The organism is Acidocella sp. MX-AZ03, from assembly GCF_027626035.1.
Lineage (GTDB): Bacteria > Pseudomonadota > Alphaproteobacteria > Acetobacterales > Acetobacteraceae > Acidocella > Acidocella facilis.
The window spans coordinates 1,949,855-1,970,424 of record NZ_CP110774.1; the positions used below are offsets into that span (position 1 = coordinate 1,949,855).

The 20,570-nt window shown below is 60.4% G+C and carries 15 protein-coding genes and 1 pseudogene; 14 read left to right on the forward strand and 2 right to left on the reverse strand.

What is annotated here, in order from left to right; genetic code table 11:
- The first annotated feature begins 402 nt into the window (after nt 1-402).
- From GT370_RS10840 to GT370_RS10890, 11 genes and pseudogenes are all read left to right on the forward strand, one after another.
- On the forward strand, nt 403-3,285 hold the full coding sequence (locus tag GT370_RS10840) for an alpha-1,4-glucan--maltose-1-phosphate maltosyltransferase (protein ID WP_240376629.1): 2,883 nt from the start codon (nt 403-405) through the stop codon (nt 3,283-3,285).
- A gap of 11 nt (nt 3,286-3,296) precedes the next feature.
- Entirely contained in the window at nt 3,297-6,566 is a 3,270-nt protein-coding gene (treS, locus tag GT370_RS10845) for a maltose alpha-D-glucosyltransferase (RefSeq protein WP_039885214.1), read from the forward strand.
- Nucleotides 6,559-8,675, forward strand: a pseudogene (gene glgB / locus GT370_RS10850) (1,4-alpha-glucan branching protein GlgB). The gene treS and the pseudogene glgB overlap by 8 nt, the downstream one beginning before the upstream one ends.
- A 24-nt stretch (nt 8,676-8,699) precedes the next feature.
- The gene (gene glgX / locus GT370_RS10855) at nt 8,700-10,769 is read left to right on the forward strand and encodes a glycogen debranching protein GlgX (protein WP_008494620.1); all 2,070 of its coding nucleotides are present in this window, start codon (nt 8,700-8,702) and stop codon (nt 10,767-10,769) included.
- Complete coding sequence (gene treZ / locus GT370_RS10860; RefSeq protein WP_008494619.1) at nt 10,766-12,481, forward strand: malto-oligosyltrehalose trehalohydrolase; 1,716 nt, start codon at nt 10,766-10,768, stop codon at nt 12,479-12,481. Before glgX ends, treZ begins: the two co-directional genes overlap by 4 nt.
- Complete coding sequence (locus tag GT370_RS10865; RefSeq protein WP_270183066.1) at nt 12,478-12,903, forward strand: hypothetical protein; 426 nt, start codon at nt 12,478-12,480, stop codon at nt 12,901-12,903. The genes treZ and GT370_RS10865 overlap by 4 nt, the downstream gene beginning before the upstream one ends.
- Nucleotides 12,872-13,510: a 4-alpha-glucanotransferase gene (locus tag GT370_RS10870; protein WP_270183067.1), complete on the forward strand. Its 639-nt coding sequence runs from the start codon at nt 12,872-12,874 to the stop codon at nt 13,508-13,510. The genes GT370_RS10865 and GT370_RS10870 overlap by 32 nt, the downstream gene beginning before the upstream one ends.
- A complete protein-coding gene (locus tag GT370_RS10875) occupies nt 13,504-14,145 on the forward strand; it encodes a 4-alpha-glucanotransferase (RefSeq protein WP_270183068.1) in 642 nt (213 codons plus the stop codon). Before GT370_RS10870 ends, GT370_RS10875 begins: the two co-directional genes overlap by 7 nt.
- On the forward strand, nt 14,142-14,369 hold the full coding sequence (locus tag GT370_RS10880) for a 4-alpha-glucanotransferase (protein WP_270183069.1): 228 nt from the start codon (nt 14,142-14,144) through the stop codon (nt 14,367-14,369). Before GT370_RS10875 ends, GT370_RS10880 begins: the two co-directional genes overlap by 4 nt.
- Nucleotides 14,366-16,723 (forward strand): malto-oligosyltrehalose synthase, encoded by a 2,358-nt coding sequence (gene treY, locus GT370_RS10885; protein WP_270183070.1) that lies wholly within the window; start codon nt 14,366-14,368, stop codon nt 16,721-16,723. Before GT370_RS10880 ends, treY begins: the two co-directional genes overlap by 4 nt.
- A complete protein-coding gene (locus GT370_RS10890; RefSeq protein ID WP_270183071.1) occupies nt 16,720-16,986 on the forward strand; it encodes a hypothetical protein in 267 nt (88 codons plus the stop codon). The genes treY and GT370_RS10890 overlap by 4 nt, the downstream gene beginning before the upstream one ends.
- Nucleotides 16,987-17,263: 277 nt before the next feature.
- On the opposite strand, the gene GT370_RS10895 is transcribed toward GT370_RS10890, so the two are convergent.
- Both GT370_RS10895 and nikR read right to left on the reverse strand, forming a co-directional pair.
- The gene (locus tag GT370_RS10895) at nt 17,264-17,512 is read right to left on the reverse strand and encodes a CsbD family protein (protein ID WP_008494615.1); all 249 of its coding nucleotides are present in this window, start codon (nt 17,510-17,512) and stop codon (nt 17,264-17,266) included.
- 65 nt (nt 17,513-17,577) lie between these two features.
- The gene (gene nikR, locus GT370_RS10900) at nt 17,578-18,033 is read right to left on the reverse strand and encodes a nickel-responsive transcriptional regulator NikR (RefSeq protein WP_008494614.1); all 456 of its coding nucleotides are present in this window, start codon (nt 18,031-18,033) and stop codon (nt 17,578-17,580) included.
- Nucleotides 18,034-18,128: 95 nt separating this feature from the next.
- On the opposite strand from nikR, the gene GT370_RS10905 reads away from it, so the two are divergent.
- From GT370_RS10905 to GT370_RS10915, 3 genes are all read left to right on the forward strand, one after another.
- Entirely contained in the window at nt 18,129-19,073 is a 945-nt protein-coding gene (locus GT370_RS10905; RefSeq protein WP_270183072.1) for a HoxN/HupN/NixA family nickel/cobalt transporter, read from the forward strand.
- Nucleotides 19,061-19,201, forward strand: a complete 141-nt coding sequence (locus GT370_RS10910; protein ID WP_270183073.1) for a hypothetical protein — start codon at nt 19,061-19,063, stop codon at nt 19,199-19,201. The genes GT370_RS10905 and GT370_RS10910 overlap by 13 nt, the downstream gene beginning before the upstream one ends.
- A gap of 132 nt (nt 19,202-19,333) precedes the next feature.
- Nucleotides 19,334-20,569 carry an MFS transporter gene (locus tag GT370_RS10915; protein ID WP_008494612.1) on the forward strand — a complete coding sequence of 412 codons (1,236 nt, stop codon included), beginning with the start codon at nt 19,334-19,336 and terminating at the stop codon, nt 20,567-20,569.
- The last annotated feature ends 1 nt before the right edge of the window (nt 20,570 follow it).

Genomic DNA, 20,570 nt, shown 5'->3' on the forward strand with positions numbered 1-20,570 from the left:
TGGCGTTGTTCGCGAAGCAAAAAAGATCCTGGCGACCTAGACATGCTATGCTCGTCGAGTCTGCAGACCACGAGGGAGGCAAGACACTAAATCGCCGAACGACCAAAGTTAAACCTCAGAAACCAGGTTGATCGCCTCACTCGCCATTCCAGCGTTAACGCAGGCGAAATTGATATGACATCGAATGCACAGGCTTGCACCCCTCCTCCCGAAGGAACGATAGAAGCCAAATACAAGCTTTCTTCTATCTGCATTGAAAGTCGGTAACCAGTATTGAACCTTATCCCACACCTCCAATTTCTGACTCCACTGGCTTTTAATCAGGCTTTCTGAGCGATCTGTTCGGATCGCACACTGCCTTTTCCAAGAAAGGCGAGAACAATGCCGGCAAGGAGTGGTGCGATGGATAGCCATGACGTAAAGCCTATATTATCTTCCTTAGATCTTTCGGAAGTGAGCACCGCAAGCTCCAGGCCGTTTTCTCTCTTCTGTTCTGGTCAACAAGGCGATTTCGAGATTGCATATGACCTAGGATTCACGCACGCCCTTATTGACAACGGTGCGCTGATCAATAGCGTGCTCAAAACAGGCCTCGTTCCAATTATGCGAGCGCAGGATACCGAAGCCGCCAGGATGCTGGGTTGGCTAGAAGAGGGCGTTGGAGGATTTTACGTAGAGGCGCTGTCACGGTTATCAGCTGCGACCGTCAATATGTGCTTGAAAGACATCAAGACATATAATAAAAATGTGATTTTCATCGCGGATTGCTTCGGCGCCTCGCCGCAGGAGCTGAAATCTTATGAAGCAGGCGAGTTTGCCTTCGCGAACTCCTCCTCATGCTATTGGGATTTCTCCTCGGGCTGGTTAAATCAGGATACAAACAGAATAGAATCGATCGCCTCGGCTCTTGCCCACGCTTCACCCCCTGGATCCCGTGATTGGAACGGCGCGGCAGCCCGGCGTGCATTGCGGTTTTCAGCATTATTTGCCCCAGGCTGGGCAGTGGATCGCACATTCTTGTTTCAAGGCGATCCAGATTTTCTTAATGAAACTAAAGACCTCTTGGAACTCCGTTGTAAACTTGATCCGATGTCAACGCGGCGTGCGGCACGGCTTATTTCTGCCCCCGGAGGAACGCCAGCGCTTTTGCGGCGCGGTGATCTCGTGATTGGAGTCAATCAATCTCTGGATCGTGCGGCGGCAATGCCCGCGGCCCACATTCTTCCATACCTAGACTGCGCCCTGCTTCAGGATAGCACTGGAGTTGGCGTAACCGCCTCGGGTAACATCACTTTAGCACCGGGTGAAGTAGCGCACTTTATCCGTCAAGCGCTTAGCTTTTCGCATGTCCGCGCACCCATATTGAACACCAACGCACCGCGCATCGCTATTGAATCACTCGCACCTAGCGTTGATCAAGGCCGCTTTCCGACGCGGCGAATTATTGGAGAATTGGTCAAGGTCAGCGCTGATTTGATCACTGATGGCCATGATAAGATCGCCGCGGAACTGGTTTATCGTGCGGGGCCTAACGAAGCTTGGCATAGCTTAGCAATGAACCATAGCGGCAATGACTCTTGGCAAGCTTCCTTTCCGTTAGAAAGGCTCGGGCAATATGAATATTTCGTACAGGCTTGGTTTGATCGTTTTGCAACATTAACCGACGGATTGAGGAAAAAAATTGCCGCTCGACAAAACGTGACGCTTGAACTGCGTGAAGGACTTGCGTTGGTTGACGAAGCCGCTGCCGCGGATACCAGGCTCAATTCAATCGCAGCTCGGTGCAAAGGGCTTGATCAATTAAATTTACAAGAATGCCTTTTGAATCCGGAGTTCGAGAGTACAATCCAAGTCGCATTACCTCGCAGATTCCTTTCAGTCTCTTCAATTATGAAACTCGACTGCGAACAGGCCGGGGCGCGTTTTGCCAGTTGGTATGAAATATTTCCTCGCAGCCAGAGTGGAGACGTAACACGCCACGGCACCTTTACAGATGTAATCTCGCAACTTCCACGTATAGCCGCGATGGGCTTCGATGTGGTTTATTTCCCGCCCATTCATCCAATAGGAAAAACAAACCGAAAAGGGCCAAATAATAGTCTTCAGGCGCAAGCTAGTGACCCCGGAAGCCCTTACGCTATTGGTGATGAAACTGGCGGGCATGACGCGTTGCATCCAGAACTGGGTACGTTAGCTGAATTTAAAAACTTAATCGCTGTGGCGGATAAGCACGGGTTATCAATCGCATTGGATTTCGCGATCCAATGTTCCCCAGACCATCCCTGGTTAAAAACGCGCAAGGAGTGGTTCGACTGGCGGCCAGATGGCTCACTACGTTATGCAGAAAATCCGCCAAAAAAATACGAAGACATAGTCAATGTCGATTTCTACGCTCCTGGTTCTATTCCAGACCTTTGGCTAGCTCTGCGCGATATTGTGCAGTTCTGGGTCGATCAGGGTATACGCTATTTCCGTGTCGATAATCCTCATACCAAACCTCTACCTTTTTGGGAGTGGATGATTGCCGACATCCGCAGCAGACATCCGGACACAATATTTCTAGCTGAAGCATTTACTCGCCCAAAATTGATGTATCGTCTCGCCAAGCTCGGTTTTTCCCAGTCATATACCTACTTTACATGGCGCAACGAAAAACAAGAGTTGATTTCCTACATGGGAGAATTAGCCCATGGGCCGGCCAAAAATTTTTTCCGGCCACTTTTTTTTGTGAATACGCCGGATATCAATCCGATCTTCCTGCAGCGCAGTGGACGCGGAGGGTTTCTTATCCGCGCTGCGTTGGCAGCTACTTTGTCGGGCCTATTCGGTGTCTATAATGGCTTTGAATTATGCGAAGCTGCACCAGTTCCTGGAAAAGAAGAATACCTCAATTCTGAAAAATATGAAATAAAAGCTTGGGATTACGCCAAGGCTGGCAATATCATTTCTGAAATCACGACTTTGAATATGATCCGCCGGGAGACAACGGCATTGCAATCTCATCTCGGGATCGAGTTTCTGCACTGCGAAAATGAAAACATTCTTTATATGAGACGGTATTCAGAGGATGTTAGTTTTATTCTTGTTGTGATTAGCTTGGATCCGCACCAGGTACAGGAGACATTGATTGAAATTCCGCTTTGGCGAGTTGGACTTCCGGATGATGGCGTCGTCGTCGTTGAGGACTTGACTCGATCCAGCAGCTTTTTCTGGCATGGAAAACATCAGAATATCCGTTTAGATCCGCACGAGTTGCCATACAGCATCTGGCGCCTACAGCCATAGAGGACCGAAACATGAATCCGCTTCGCTCTACAGCCGCTGATCCACAATGGTATAAGGATGCCATTATATACCAGTTACACGTGAAATCATTTTTTGACGCCAACAACGATGGTGTTGGAGATTTTCGTGGACTTATTCTGAAGCTGGATTATATCGCTAGTCTGGGTGTTAACACAATTTGGCTGCTTCCATTTTACCCCTCGCCGCGCCGTGACGACGGTTATGACATCGCCGATTATCGTGATGTACACCCCGAATATGGATCAATTGCCGACGTCAAAGCATTCATCCAAGAAGCGCATAAGCGCGAGATGCGTGTCGTAACCGAGCTCGTGATCAATCATACGTCTGACCAGCATCCGTGGTTTCAGCGCGCACGTTTGGCTAGGCCGGGATCTGCCCATAGAAATTTTTATGTCTGGTCTGATAGCGACAAAAAATATGAGCAAACACGTATTATTTTCATCGATTCAGAAAAGAGTAACTGGACATGGGACGAAACCGCTAATGCATTCTATTGGCACCGCTTTTATCATCATCAGCCTGATTTAAATTTCGACAATCCACAGGTTGTAAAAGAAGTTTTAAAGGTCATGCGCTTCTGGCTTGACCTTGGAGTAGATGGCTTGCGCCTGGATGCAGTACCTTATCTGATTGAACGCGACGGCACGAACAATGAAAATTTGCCCGAAACCCATGCAGTTTTACGTCAGATCCGCGCAGCGTTGGACGCTCACGCACCGGGCCGCATGTTGCTCGCAGAAGCCAATCAATGGCCAGAAGATGCCCAGCAATATTTTGGAGATGGCGACGAATGCCACATGTCTTTCCATTTTCCCTTGATGCCTCGAATGTACATGGCGATCGCACAAGAAGATCGTTTTCCAATAACAGATATTATGAGGCAAACACCAGAAATTCCGGCATCTTGCCAGTGGGCGATTTTCCTTCGCAATCACGACGAACTGACGCTAGAAATGGTAACGGACTCGGAGCGTGATTATCTCTGGAACACTTACGCTGCCGACAAGCGCGCCCGCATCAATCTCGGCATACGTCGACGCCTGGCGCCATTAATGGATCATGATCGTCGACGCATTGAATTGATGAACGGGCTCTTGCTCTCGATGCCCGGCACGCCCGTCATCTATTACGGTGATGAAATCGGCATGGGCGACAATATTCATCTTGGCGACAGAGATGGGGTACGCACTCCTATGCAATGGTCACCCGATAGAAATGGAGGCTTTTCGCGTGCAAATCCTGCAGATCTCGTACTTCCAGCTGTCATGGATGCAATCAGCGGCTTCGATGCTATTAATGTCGAACGCCAATCGGCAGATCAATATTCGCTGTTGAATTGGATGCGGAGGATGCTGACCGTACGCAAAAGACACAAATCTTTCGGTCGCGGGATACAGCAATTTCTTTACCCTGCCAACCGTAGAATTCTTGCATTTCTACGCCGCTTCACCAACGAGTCTGGAGACGAGGAAAAAATCCTCTGCGTTTATAACTTATCACGCACGGCGCAAGCGGTGGAGCTGGATCTGTCTGCACTCGAAGGACTTGTGCCCGTGGACCTGATTGGCGGTTCTGGGTTTCCAGCTATTGGCCAACTAACTTATCTTCTGACGTTACCACCGTTTGGATTTTACTGGTTTGCGCTCACCACGGAAGAGGCCTTACCGCCCTGGCATATTAAGCCTTCCACACCACTGCCAGAATTGACGACACTTGTCATCCGCAAAGACGTGAATGAAATCGCCACGGCGCCTGCAAGGCGAATTTTGGAAACCGACATTCTTCCCTCCTACTTAGTCCGTAGGCGTTGGTTCCCGGCCAAGGACCAGGACATTTCCGAAGTACGCTTAACACGAATGCAGCTCATTTCCGAGCATTTGCAAGACGTTTTGCTCACTGAAGTCGAAGTGGAAGTGCGGGGCCATTTGCAACGGTTCAATCTGCCGTTAGGAATTTCTTGGGACGGGGAGACAAATGCACCATTGCCTTCACAATTGGCATTGGCGCGCGTGCGCCAGGGGCGCCGGCTCGGCTATCTTACGGATGCATTCGCGTTAGATTCTTTTCCGGCCTTGATGGTGCGCGCACTCCGCGCTGGACAGACTGTCCAGGTCGCTGATGGAGCTACTATCGTTTCCCGCCCTGAGGCGCCGCTTGCCGCAATCGAGCTACCCGCAGAGCCGGAAATCCGCCGCCTTTCCGCAGAACAGTCCAACAGCTCATTGACCCTCGCACAGAAAATCGTTGTTAAATTGATACGACGAGTGAACTCTGGCATCAATCCTGAAGTCGAAATGATGCGACATTTGACCAAACAAGGCTTTGCCAATACGCCTTCGCTGTTAGGGGAAATTATGATGACCAAACCTGATGGTGAGGTGCATTCAATTGTCGTGGCACAGTCATTTCAAGAGAATCAAGGTGATGCCTGGCAATATACATTGAATTATCTTGATCGGTTTATCGATCAGATAGGCATTGGCGGCCGTAATTCCGAGGATGAAGCAGATCTCATGAATGCCTACGCGAGCTTCGCCCGCGCCCTCGGTACTAGATTAGCAGAGCTACACGAGGTCTTAGCCCGACCGTGCGCAGACAAATCCTTCCATCCAGTGACCGTGTCGCGTAACGAGGCTAAGAAATGGGGCGAGGCTGCGTTCAAACAGTTTGAGGCTGCTTTGGCAGCAATCGAGAAGCTGAAAGAATATTCTGATGAGCAGACGGCGAGGTCAGCAAGGTTTCTACGGGACTGCTCGGGCGATCTACAAAAATTGCTGCCAAGCCTTGCATTGACGGGCGAAGGAACATTGGCAACGCGCGTCCATGGCGATTTTCATTTAGGGCAAGTGCTCGTCAATAGGGGTGACGCCTGGATCATCGATTTTGAAGGCGAACCGTCAAAACCTCTAGCAGAGCGGCGCGCGAAGAGCGCACCGGCTCGCGATGTGGCCGGGCTGCTACGCAGTTTCGATTACGCCATTGCTGTCGCTCAACAAGGACAGAAGACCCTGGAAAAGGCCCAGGCCGAAGCTCCGCTACATCGCTTCTGTGAGACGATGCGCGCTGAGTTCAGCGGGGCATACACAGAAACAAGGCAACAAAGGCAGGACGAACTTCTTCAACTTTTCTTGGTCGAGAAGGCAGCTTATGAGATCTGCTACGAGGCTGCTAACCGACCAAGTTGGACCGGAATTCCGATACGTGGTCTCGCCGCTATTGCATCACGGATTTTAGTGCGGGAAGAACATGATGCTTGATCCGGCGCTTCAAGCTTTGGCAGAAGGGCGGCATGGCGATCCGTTTGCGTTGCTTGGGCCTCACGGAACGATTGTTCGTATGTTGTTGCCGTATGCCAGCCGCGTGGAATTGATAGGACCTACCGGCGTGTCGTTCGCCGAAGCACAGCATCTTGAGCAGGGCGTGTGGGAGGCACGGGTTGATGCGCCAACCGCCTACCGTCTACGGGTCGATTGGGGGGGGTTAGCGAGGAGTTCGAGGATCCCTACAGCTTTGGAACTTTGTTGTCCGACTTCGATCTTTTCTTGCTTAGCGAAGGGAGGCAGCATCTGCTGGCAGATTGCCTCGGCGCGCGGATACTGGAAATTGACGGAGTCCCGGGCGTGCGATTCTCGGTTTGGGCGCCGAATGCGCGACGCGTTTCCGTGGTTGGCGGCTTCAATGGCTGGGACGGGCGACGCCACGCCATGCGCCGGCGCGATGGTGGTGTGTGGGAAATTTTCATACCGTGCCTACCGGCGGGTAGTTTGTATAAATATGAAATTCTCGGGCCGCATGGCTTGCTGCCCTTAAAAGCCGATCCGGTGGCTCGACAAGCGGAATTGCCACCGGCGACGGCGTCGGTTGTGGCGGCACAACTGCCGGCCGTGCTGCGGCGCGCGCCTCTTCCCGATGATGCGCCACTCTCCATCTATGAGGTACACGCGCCCTCTTGGATGCGTCATCACAATGGTGCGAGTTACGATTGGGACGAGTTGGCGGAGCGGCTTGTACCCTACGCGAAAGATCTTGGTTTTACGCATATTGAACTTTTGCCCGTTATGGCCCACCCGTTTGGTGGGTCCTGGGGGTATCAGCCTCTCAGTCAATTCGCGCCGATGCCTAACATGGGTACACCGGACGCATTTGCACGCTTTGTCGGTGCCTGTCACGAGGCAGGTTTGGGTGTGATCCTGGACTGGGTTCCGGCGCATTTTCCATCCGACGAGCACGGGCTGGCGATGTTTGATGGCACCCACCTCTATGAGCATCAGGACCCACGGGAAGGTTTCCATCAGGATTGGAATACGCTGATTTACAATCTTGGCCGCACCGAGGTGAAGCAATTCTTGATTGCCAGCGCGTTATTTTGGTTGGAACAATATGGGGTGGACGGGCTGCGGGTGGATGCTGTCGCCTCCATGCTGTATCGTGATTATTCGCGCGCTGAAGGGCAATGGGTGCCTAACATCCATGGCGGCCGGGAAAACCTCGAAGCTGTGTCATTTTTAAAGGAGCTATCAGAGACGATCGCGGCGCGGGTGCCCGGTGCGTTGCTGATTGCAGAGGAGTCCACCGCTTGGCCTGGAGTCAGCCGTCCGGTGGCCGAAGGTGGGCTAGGCTTTACGCATAAATGGAATATGGGGTGGATGCATGACAGCCTGCATTACGTGCAGGAAAATCCGATCCATCGGGCCTACCATCATGGGCAGCTGACCTTCGGCTTGGTGTATGCGTTCTCAGAGCGGTTTGTTCTGCCAATTTCGCATGATGAGGTAGTGCATGGCAAAGGTTCGCTGCTTGGCAAAATGCCGGGCGATGAATGGCAGCGCTTCGCCAATCTGCGCGCCTACCTTGCCTTCATGTGGGCGCATCCAGGCAAGACGCTTTTGTTCATGGGTTGCGAGTTTGGCCAACCTACCGAATGGAACCATAATGCCGAATTGCCCTGGCACTTGCTGCAATATGCACCGCATGCCGGAGTGCAGGGGCTGGTTCGGCGGCTCAATACAACGCTGGCGAAAAATCCGGCGTTGTATCAGCGTGATTTCACGTCGGACGGGTTTCGCTGGGTGATCGAGGATGATGCCGGGCAGAGCGTCTATGCATTTCTGCGCCAGGGCGCGCCGGACGGGAAACGGGTTCTGGTGCTCAGCAACTTCACCCCCTTGCCGCGCCATAATTATCGCGTCGGTATACCGGAAGGACGGTGGGAAGAGATTTTGAATTCCGATGCGATGGAATTTGGCGGCTCCGGTGTCGGCCATTGCGGTGTGCGCGAGAGCGAGCCGCATCCTTCTCATGGCCAACCGGCCTCCTTGTCCCTGTCTCTGCCGCCACTCGGCGTACTCTATCTGCGGGAGCTCTAGACCATGCCTTGGACGATGCAAAAAATGCTGCCTGGAAAACCATACCCTCTGGGCGCGCATTGGGACGGGCTTGGGGTAAATTTCGCGGTGTTTTCCGCGCATGCGCAGCGGATCGAATTATGCTTGTTCAACCCGGCCGGGCGCAGGGAGGTTCGGCGGATCGAGCTGCCGGACTGCACGGATGAGATTTTTCATGGCTACCTGCCGCAGGCGGGGCCAGGTTTGCTTTATGGCTATCGCGCCCATGGCCCCTACCAGCCGGAGGCGGGGCATCGCTTCAACCCGAACAAGCTTCTTCTCGATCCCTACGCAAAACGTCTTTCTGGCACTTTAACTTTTTCAGAATCGCTGTTTGGTTATAATGTTGGCTCGACGCGCGGCGACCTCTCCTTCGACCGGCGCGATTCCGCGAATTTCATGCCCAAGGCCGTGGTGGTCAACGAGACCTTTCCCTGGGGTCGTGACGCGCCGCCTCACCGGGCTTGGGAAGAGAGCGTGATCTATGAAGCGCATCTGCGCGGCTTCACCAAAACCCATCCTGACGTGGCCGAGAGCGAGCGTGGCAGTTTCGCCGGGTTGGGCAATCCGCGCGTTATCGAGCATCTGGTCAAACTTGGCATCACCGCCATCGAGCTGCTGCCGGTGCACGCCTATCTGCAGGATCATTTCTTGCAGCAGAAGGGTCTGCGCAATTATTGGGGCTATTCCACCCTCGCCTTCTTCGCGCCGGAGCCCGCCTACGTGGCCAACCCAGAGTCCGGTAGCCGGGAAATTCGCGAGACGGTGCGCAAGCTGCATGAGGCCGGGATCGAGATCATTCTCGACGTCGTTTATAACCATACCTGCGAAGGCAGCGAGATGGGGCCAACCCTCTCCTGGCGCGGGCTGGATAATCTCTCCTACTACCAGCCAGTGGCGGATAAGCCGCGCTATCTGGTGAATGACACGGGCTGCGGCAACACGCTGAATGTGGCGCATCCGCGGGTGCTGCAAATGGTGCTGGATTCGCTGCGCCATTGGGTGGAGGAATACCATGTCGACGGGTTCCGCTTTGATCTCGGCTCGACGCTGGGGCGCGAGAGCCATGGCTTTGATCCGCATGGCGGCTTCTTTGACGCCATCCGGCAGGACCCTGTGCTCTCCAGGGTGAAGCTGATTTCCGAACCCTGGGATATCGGCCCTGGCGGTTATCAGCTTGGCAATCATCCGCCGGGCTTTGCGGAGTGGAACGACCAGTATCGCGATACGCTGCGCCGCTATTGGCGCGGCGATGCCGGGCAGCGCGGGGCGCTTGCCGGCAAGCTGATGGGATCGAGTGAGATTTTCGAGCATCATCGCCGCAAAAGCTGGGCCAGTATCAATTATATCGCCTCACATGACGGGTTTACCGTGCATGACCTCGTCACCTACGCGGAGCGCCATAACGAGGCGAATAGCGAGGATAACAAGGACGGGCACGGCGAAAATTATTCCGCCAATTACGGCCATGAGGGCGAGACCGAGGATCAGGCAGTCAATGATACCCGTGCTGCGCTCAAGCGCGCCTTGCTGGGCTCGCTGTTTCTCTCCCACGGCACGCCGATGCTGCAGGCCGGCGATGAGATGGGCCGCACCCAGCAGGGCAATAACAACGCCTATTGCCAGGATAATGAAATCTCCTGGCTCGACTGGTCAAAAAAGGATGAGTGCCTGATCGCGTTTGCGAGCAAGGTGATCGCCCTGCGGACGGCGCATCCGAGCCTACTGCCAGGACATTTCATGCATGGGCGCAAGGAGATTTTGCCCGGTATTCAGGATGCGAGCTGGTTCGATGAATCCGGCAACATGCTGGATGAGGCGGCCTGGGCGGATGCGTCGGCGCAGATGTTCTCGCTGCGCCGCGCGGTGAGAAGCGATGAGCAGCTCGATATCACGCTGGCGATGTTCAATGCCGCCGCCGAGGCACGCGACTACACCCTGCCCGGCCCGGCCATGGGCTGGACATTGGTGCTGGATAGCGCCCGGCCGGATCTGGAGCCGGTGCGCGTGGAGGGCGACAAGGTGCATGTGGCGCCGCGTGCGGTGCTGCTGCTGGTTGCTGACGCGGCGTCATGAGCCTGATCCAATTCGGCGCGCGCCCGCTCAGCACAGTGCAAACCCGCTTCACCCTCTGGGCACCGCAGGCGCGCATGGTCGAGCTGATGCGCGATGGCGCAGCGCAGACCATGCAGCGTGGGGAGACCGGATTATGGACCATCGACGCCGACGCCCCCGCCGGCAGTGCCTACCAATATCGGATCGATGGCGAGACGCTGGTGCCCGACCCGGCCTCCCGTGCCCAGCAGCAGGATGTGCTTGGGCCGAGCCTGGTGGTGGATCTGACCTACGCCTGGCGGCACCCGGAATGGCACGGGCGGTCGCTCAGCGAGACTGTGATCTATGAGCTGCATGTCGGCGCGATGGGCGGGTTTGCCGGTGTCATCGCACATCTGCCACGTCTGGCCGCGTTGGGCGTCACCGCCATTCAACTGATGCCGGTGGCGGATTTTCCCGGACGCTGGAACTGGGGCTATGACGGCGTGCTGCCCTACGCGCCGGATGCGGCCTACGGCACCCCGGCTGAGCTGCAAGCGCTGGTGGATGCGGCGCATGGGCACGGGCTGCAGGCGTTTCTCGATGTCGTCTATAATCATTTCGGCCCGGACGGAAATTATCTGCACGGCTACGCCAGCGATTTCTTTCGCGCCGACCGCTCTACGCCCTGGGGCGATGCGATCGATTTCCGCCGCCGCGCGGTGCGGGATTTCTTCATCGGCAATGCGCTGCAATGGGTGTGCGATTACCGGTTCGACGGGCTGCGCTTCGATGCCGTGCACGCCATCGCCGATAAAGACTTTCTGCATGAGCTAGCCGGCGCCATCCGCAGCGCCACGCCAGGGCGGCATGTGCATCTGATCCTGGAAAATGAGGAGAATGATGCCAGCCTGATCGGCGGCGGGCCGAAGAACTTCGATGCGCAATGGGATGATGATTTTCACCATTGCCTGCATGTGCTGCTGACCGGCGAAAAGGATGCCTATTACGAGGATTTCCAGGATGCCGCGCGGCTGCTGGCGCGCTGCCTGGCGGAAGGCTTCGCCTACCAGGGCGAGCCCTCGCCCCATGCTGGCGGGGCGCCGCGCGGCAGTGACAGCACAAGCCTGCCCACCAGCGCCTTCGTGATCTGCCTGCAGAATCATGACCAGGTCGGCAACCGGGCGTTTGGCGAGCGGCTGCACGCGCTGGCGCATCCGGATGCGCTGCGCGCCGCGGTGGCGTTGCTGCTCTTCACCCCGCAGATCCCGATGCTATTCTTTGGCGAGGAGAGCGGCGAGACCACGCCCTTTCTGTTCTTCACCGACCATCACGATGAACTGCGCCAGGCGGTCACCGAAGGCAGGCGCAAGGAATTCGCGAAATTCCCGGCCTTTTCCGATCCCGAGGTGCGCGAGACCATCCCTGACCCGAACGATCCCGCCAGCTTCGAAGCCAGCCGTCCGCATTTTCCCGAGACCAGCTGGACCGCCCTCTATCAAAGCTGCCTGGCGCTGCGGGCGCGGGAGATCGCCCCGGGTCTGCAAGGCTGCCGCAGCCTGGGGGCGCAGGCGCTGGGCCGGCATGCGGTGCGTGCAAGCTGGCGGATGGACGATGGCAGCCTGCTCACCCTGGCGGCGAATTTCGGGCATGATGCGGTTGCCCTGCAAGCCGCGCCCGGCCGCCAGCTTTACGGCCCGCCAGTGACCGACGCCTTGCCCGCCTGCACCACCTGCCTGTGGCGGGGCGCGTGACGGCGCTGCACCGCGCCGCCGCCCAGGCCGGCATTGCCCGGCGCTGGCTGGATGCTGGGGGTGAGACGCAAATTGTCAGCGACGAGACGCTGCGCCTGGTGCTGGAGGCGCTGGGGGAAAGCCGGGCCGATCAGCCGCAGGCGCTTCACACCGCCTGGGTTGGCCAGGCGCTCCGCCTGCCAGGGCGGCCAGGCGCAGCGCGGGTGATTTACGAGGACGGCAGCACCCAGGCGCTGACAGCGCTGAAGGCGCCAGGCGGTATCGTGCTGCCGGGGCTGGAGCGGGCGGGCTATCATCGCATCGAGATCGGCGCGCGGACGCATGACATCGCGATCGCACCGGGCCGCGCGTACGGCTTGGCCCAACGCAGGGGCGGCTCTGGGGCTGGCCTTGCAGCTATATGCGCTGCGCCGGACGGATGATGGCGGCATCGGCGATTTCGCGGCCCTGGCAGCGCATGGGCGCGAGGCGGCGGCGCAAGGGGCGGATGCGATCGCGCTCAGCCCGGTGCATGCGTTGTTCGCGGGCGATGTCACGCGCTATGCGCCCTATGCGCCGTCCAGCCGCATCGCGCTGAATGTGCTGCATATCGCCCGCGATGCCATCGCCCCGCCGGATGAGCTGATCGACTGGCCGCGCGCCGCCGCGCGCAAGCTCGCCTTGCTGCGGCAGGATTTCGACCATGGCGTCGACGAGGCCGGACTGGCCGCCTATCGGGCACAGGCCGGGGCGGATCTGGAGCAGCATGCGCGGTATGAGGCGCTCAGCCTGCATCTGGGCAGCTGTGACTGGCGGCGTTGGCCGGAGGCGTATCGGCATCCGGACAATCCGGCGCTGGCGGATTTCTCTACCACCCATGCCAAGGAGATCGCCTTCCATGCCTGGGTGCAATGGCAGGCGGAGGCGGGGCTGGAGGCGGCCCAGCAGGCCTGCCGTGGTGCCGGGGCGCGGATCGGGCTGATCAGCGATCTGGCGGTGGGCACCAGTGCGGATGGCGCCCAGGCCTGGGACGGCAGAGCGAGATGCTGAACGGGTTGGAAATCGGCGCGCCGCCGGACCTGTTCAACCAGGAGGGCCAGGGCTGGGGCATTACCGGTTTCTCGCCGCTGGGGCTGCGGCGCAGCGGGTTTTCCGGCTATCTCGCCATGCTGCGCCACGCGCTGCGCCATGCCGGCGGCGTACGCATCGACCATGTGATGGGGCTGAAGCGGCTCTGGGTGGTGCCGCTGGGGCGCTCGCCGCGCGAGGGCGCGTATCTGTCGATGCCCTTTCAAGATCTGCTGCGCCTGACCGTGCTGGAATCGACCCGCCATCGCGCCATCGTGCTGGGCGAGGATCTCGGCACGCTGCCGCGGGGGCTGCGGGCGGATCTGGCGCGCGCCGGGATTGCCGGGATGCGGGTGCTCTGGTTCGAGCGGCGTGGCAAGAGCTTCATTTCCCCGTCCCGCTGGTCGCCGGAGGCGGTGGCGATGACCACCACCCATGACCTGCCAACGGTGGCCGGCTGGTGGCAGAGCGAGGATATCGCCTGGCGGCAGCGCCTGGGGCGGGCCGGCGAGGATGAGGCGGCGCGGGGGAATATCGCGCCGCCTTGTGGGCGGCGTTTCGTCGCTCCGGCGTCACCCGCGCGGCGCAGCCTAGCCCGCAGGAGGCCGGGCCGGTGACGTTGGCGGCGGCACGGCATCTCGGCAAATCCGCCTGCGCGCTGGCGCTGCTGCCGATCGAGGATGCGCTGAGCAGCCCGGATGCACCCAATTTGCCCGGCACCACCGATGAGCACCCCAACTGGCGCCGCCGCCTGCCCGCGGATGCGCCAAGCTTATTCGCCCGGGAGGATGTGAAGGCCCGGCTTTCCGCCCTCGATCAGGCCCGCAAGGAGGCAAAATGACCCTGCGCACCACGCCGCGCGCCACCGCCCGGCTGCAATTCCACAAGGATTTCACCCTCGATGACGCGGTGGCGCTGGTGGCGTACTATGCGGCCCTCGGCGTTTCGCATCTCTACGCCTCGCCGCTGCTGACCGCCCGCGCCGGCTCGATGCATGGCTATGACGTGATCGACCCGACCCGGATCAACCCGGAGCTGGGCGGCATGGAGGCGTTGGAGCGGCTGGTGGCGGCGCTGCGGGCACATGAGATGGGGCTGCTGCTGGATATCGTGCCCAACCATATGGCAGTGGGCGGGGCGGATAATCGCTGGTGGCAGGATGTGCTGGAGCATGGGCAACGCAGCGCCTACGCGAATTTCTTCGATATCGACTGGGATAATCCGGACCCGCTGCTGAACAGGCGGGTGCTGGCGCCGTATCTTGGCTTGCAATATGGCGAGGCGCTGCAATCCGGAGAGATCAAGCTGGCTCTGGCCCAATCGGGCGGGCTGGTGCTGCGCTATCATGAGCATGAATTGCCGCTCTCTCTGGCCAGCATCGCGCCATTGCTGCGCGGGCTTTCCGCCCCGCTGGCGCAGCATTTCGCCGAGGCGGCGCAGGCCGCAAATCCGGCCCAGGCCGGTGCGGCGGCCAAACAGGCGCTGCGGAACTTCGCCACGGCACAGAAGGAAGCGCTGGCGCCGCATCTGGCGGGGTTTTCCAGCCCCGGCCGGCTGCACCAGCTCTTGCGCCGGCAGCATTACCGGCTGGCCTGGTGGCGCACCGCCGCCGCCGAGATCAACTGGCGCCGTTTCTTCGACATTAACAGCCTGGCCGGGCTGCGGGTGGAACGCCCGGAGGTGTTTGACGCCACCCATGGGCTGATTCTGCAGCTTTATGCGCGCGGGCTGATCGACGGGGTGCGGGTGGACCATGTGGACGGGCTGGCAGCACCGGGCACCTATCTGCGCAAGCTGCGCCGGGCGATGGCGGCTGCGGGGGCACAGCGCCCTGCAAGCGCCGCGCAGGGCGCGCCTTATATCGTGGTGGAGAAAATCCTGGCCGCGGGCGAGACGATGCCGGCGCGCTGGCAGGCGGATGGCACCACCGGCTATGACTTCATGGATCAGGTCAGTGCCGTGCTGCACGACCCGTCCGGTGAGGCGGAGCTGACAGCGCTCTGGAGCCTGACCGGGCGCGGCGCGGATTTTATGCAAATCGAGGACCAGGCGCGCCGGCAGATTTTGCGCGACAGCCTGGCCGGAGAGCTGACGCGTCTGGCGGGGCTGCTCACCCGGCTGGCAAGGCAGGACCGCGCCACCACGGATTTCTCCTACTACGTGATCAAGCAAGGGCTGCAGGAGCTGCTGGCCGCCTTTCCGCTCTATCGCATCTATGCCGGCCCGGCCGGGGCGGATGCGGAGGATAGCCGCGCTTTCGACACGGCGATGACGCTGGCCGCGCAGCGCATCCGCCGCGCGGACCGGCAGGTGCTGGACCTGCTGCGCCACTGGCTGCTGGAGGCCCGGCCCTGCGCCCTGCCCGCCGGCCCGGCGCGCGCATTGCTGCTGCATACGCGCATCGCCTTTCAGCAACTCTCCTCCCCCACCGCGGCGAAAGCGGTGGAGGATACGGCGTTTTACCGGTTTGGGCGGCTGCTCTCACGCAATGAAGTCGGCTCCAGCCCTGGCCAGTTCAGCCTCAGCCCGGCCAGTTTCCACGCCCAGGCGGCCTGGCGCGGCGCCTTCACCCCCGGCGCGATGCTCGCCACCGCCACCCATGACCATAAGCGCGGCGAGGATACCCGCGCGCGCCTGGCCGTGCTCTCCGAAATCCCCGGCGAATGGGAGCTGGCGGCGACGCGCTGGATGCGGCTGAACGCGGCGATCCGTGAGCCGGTGGGGCCGGATGCGGCCGATGAGCTGATGCTCTACCAGATGCTGGTGGCGGGCTGGCCGCTGGGGCTGGAGGCGCAGCATCAGGCCGGGATCGAGGCCTATGGCGCGCGGGTGGCGGCCTGGCAGCAGAAATCCCTGCGCGAGGCCAAGCTGCATTCGGAATGGGCGGCGCCGAATGAGGAGTATGAAGCGGCCTGCGAGCGCTTCCTGATGGCCTGCCTGGATGCCAGGCGGCCGATGCTCTACGAGCTGATCGCCTTCGCCAACCGCATCGCCGCCGCCGGGGCGATCAACGGGCTGACGCAGACGCTGCTGCGCCTGACCGTGCCGGGGTGCCGGATCTCTATCAGGGTACGGAATTCTGGGACCAAAGTTTTGTCGATCCGGATAATCGCCGGCCGGTTGATTTCACCGCGCGCATGTCCGGACTGCGGCAAGGGCCAGAGGATCTCACCGCCTGGCGGGATGGGCGGGTGAAGCAGAGCCTGATCGCCCGCGCCCTCGCCGCCCGCCGCGAGATGCAGGGTCTGTTCGCCCATGGCAGCTACGAGGCGCTGGAGGCGGACGGCGATATGGCGGGGCATCTCATCGCCTTCCGCCGGGCGGATTTGCAGCATGAGGTGCTCACCCTCGCCACCCGGCTGGCGGGGGCTTCATGGTGCAGATTCCGCTGCTGCCGCCTTATGTCTGGGGCACCACCAGCCTCGCGGTGCCGTCCGGGCGCTGGCGCGATGAGCTGACCGGCACCGCGTATGAAAGCCCCGGTACGCTGCTGTTGCGCGAACTGCTGGCCAAGCTGCCGGTGGCGCTGCTGCGGCGGGTTTGACATCGCGCGGCGCACTCGATCTCGCTTCTGCGGATCGACGGCGCTAAAGCATGATCTGTTGCGGTGGACGTGACAGCGTTAAATCATGAATTGAAATTGTTTGTAGAAAACAGTGCATCAAGCTTGATGCTCTGTTTCCTCAGGTCGCCGCTTGGTGGCAAAAAAACGGGGCCTCGCGGCCCCGTTTTTGGTTATTTGCGCATCAACCAGCCGGCGAGGAAGGAGACGCCGGCGACAGCCGCCAGTGCGGCCAGGGGCTTGTCCTTCACATTCTCGATCACATCATCGACCGTGGCGCCGAAGCTGCGCTGGGCTTGCCCGGCGGCCTGGTTCCACTTGCCCTCGGCCTGGGTCTTGGCATCGCCGGTCAGGCCGCCCAGCGCATCCTGCACCCGGCCACCAAACTCGCGCGCCGCACCTTTGATTTCGTTTTCGTCCATCACATAAACCTCCTTGGTCTAGCTTGCATGTAGGCGGCGGGAGGCGGCGGCCAATGACGGGAAGATTAAGAGTTTGAAGTGCGCCCCGGCGTATGGCTGTGGCTGTGCGCGCCATGCTCATGCGCCGGGGCGGGGATGAGGTGTAGATGCGCGTGGCGCACCCCGCGCTGGGCGGTCAGCGCATCGGCATGGCGCTGCAGCGCCCGCGCCGGGCCACGCAAAATCGCCACCTCCAGGCACTCATCATGGCCGAAATGCACATGGGTGGTGGCGACGCTGAGATCATGCTGATGGTGCTGCGCCTCCACCAGGCGTTGCGGCAGGTCGCGCTGGGTGTGGTCGTAAACATAGGTCAGGGTGGCGATGCAGGGTGTGGCGCCATCGCGCAGATGGTCCTGGCGCGCCGCCTCGCGCAGCATCTCCCGCACCGCCTCCGAGCGGCTGGCATAGCCGCGCAGCGTCGCCAGCGCGTCCAGCTGGGCGAGAAGCTCGTCATCGATGGTGATGGTGACCCGTTCCATGTGCGGAGTGTGCGGCGAATGCGGGAGCGGTGCAATCTGCGTCAAAAAGCGTATGACAGAATTTTATTTTCCTCATACGCTTGAGGAGACAGGCGATGGAGGCGGAGCTTATGCTGGGCGCGTTGAGGCAAGCAATGGCGGGCGGCGCCGGCAGGCGCGGGGTGCTGATGCTGCTGGGTCTAGCGCTTGCCAATGCGCTGCTCTGGGGCGGGGCACTCAGCCTGTTGCGGCATTATCCGTTGCTGCTGGGCACCGCGCTGCTGGCCTACGGCTTCGGGCTGCGCCATGCGGTGGACGCTGACCATATCGCCGCCATCGACAATGTCACCCGCAAGTTGATGCAGCAGGGGCAGCGCCCGGTTGGGGTGGGGCTGGCCTTTTCGCTCGGCCATTCCACCGTCGTCGTCGCGCTTTCCGCCGCCGTGGCGCTGAGCGCGGCGGCGCTCCAGGGGCGGTTTCACGCGCTCTCCAGCTGGGGCGGTCTGTTCGGCACGCTGGTCTCCGGCCTGTTCCTGCTCGGCATGGCGGCACTCAATCTCAGCATTCTGCGCGGGTTGTTCAAAAGCTTCCGGCGGGTGCGCAAGGGGGGCGCCTACCGGGAGGAGGAGCTGGAACTGCTGCTGGCCCGGCGCGGGGTTTTCGCCCGGCTGTTCCGGGGCCTGTTCGGCATGGTCACGCAGAGCTGGCAGATGTATCCGATCGGCCTGCTGTTCGGATTGGGCTTTGATACCGCGACCGAGGTGGGGCTGCTTGGCATTTCCGCCGCCGCCGCCAGCAAGGGACTGCCGATCTGGACGATCATGATCTTCCCGGCGCTGTTCACCGCCGGCATGGCGCTGATCGACACGGCGGATTCCATCCTGATGCTGGGCGCCTATGGCTGGGCCTTCATGAAGCCGATGCGCAAGCTGTTCTACAACATGACCATCACGGCGGTCTCGGTGCTGGTGGCGGTGGGGATCGGCGGGATCGAGCTGCTGGGATGGTCCAGGGCGCCTTCGTGCTCACCGGGCGGTTCTGGGACCAGGTGTCCTGGCTGAATGGTGATGCTGTCTTCGGGCTGCTCGGCTACGGCATCGTGGCGGTGTTTTTGCTGGCATGGCTGGCATCGGTCGCGATCTACAAGTTCAAACGCTATGACGAGCTGGAGATCGCGCCGGGCGACTAGAGCAATATGTGTTTATCTTGACGCGCCAGCGTCAAGATAAACACATGAGATTGCTCGCTCAAACAAAACCTAGCGCCCTTTCATTCGCCGCCGGCCGCGCCACATTCAAACCTGCAGCATGAGGGGGAGCGGATGCAGGCGCGCACGCGACACAGGCGGGGGCTGTCCCTCGCCATCCTGATCCTCGCCGGATGCGTGAATTATCTGGACCGTTCGGCGCTTTCCATCGGCAATCCGCGGATCCGCCAGGAGCTGCATCTCTCCTACGCCCAGATGGGGCTGTTGCTGGCGGTCTTCGCCTGGGCCTATGGGCTGGCGCAACTGCCGGCCGGGGCGGCGATCGGCCGGTTCGGGGCACGCAAAGTGCTCAGCGCCGGGCTCGTCCTATGGTCGGCGGCACAGATCAGCGCGGGGTTCGTTACCGGGCTGGGGTCGTTTCTGGCCGCGCGCGTCGCGTTGGGGCTGGGGGAATCGCCGATGTATATTGGCGGCACCCGGGTCTGCGCGGATTGGTACCGGGTGAGCGAGCGGGCCTTGCCGATTTCGCTGTTCAACGCCTCCTCCGCCTTTGCCCCGGCGCTGGCACCGCCGCTGCTCACGCTGCTGATGCTGGCCTGCGGCTGGCGCGGCATGTTCGTGGTCGCCGGGCTTGCAGGCCTGGCGGTGGCGCTGGGCTGGGTGCTGTATTACCGCGATCCGGCCCAGGCGGGGCTGGCGCCGGATGATCTCGCGCAGATCGCGCCGGAGGATGCAAGCGAGGCCGCCGGGCTGGGCTGGGTGCTGCGCCAGCCGACCAGCTGGGCGCTGTTTTTCGGGTTCTTCGGGATCATCTATGTCTCCTGGCTCTATGCCACCTGGCTGCCCGGCTATCTGGAGACGGCGCGGCATCTCTCCATCCGCCAGGCCGGGTTTTTATCGAGCTTGCCGTTGCTGGCGGGGTTTGCCGGGGCGGTGCTGGCGGGGTTTCTGGCGCGCGGGCTCGGCCGGCTTGGCTGCAGTCCGGCCTGGGCCTGCCTGGCGCCGGTGATCGCCGGCATGGCGCTGGCCGGGGCCTGCACGCTGGCCGCCGCGTTGGTCTCCGGGCTGGGGGCGGCGATCGCGCTGATCGCGGCGGGGCTGTTCGGCGCCAATCTGGCCTCCAGCTGCGGCTGGGCCCTGGCGGCGATCATCGCGCCGAACAAGGCGGTGGCGACGTTGGAGGCGGTGCAGAATGTCGGCGCCTCGATGGGTGGGGCGCTGGCACCGCTGGTGACCGGGCTGGTGGTGCAGGTCACCGGCTCATTCACCCCGGCCTTTCTGCTGGCGGCGCTCATTGCGCTTGCCAGCGCCGCGATCTATGCGCTCGGCGCCCGGCGGCAGCTGGTTTGAC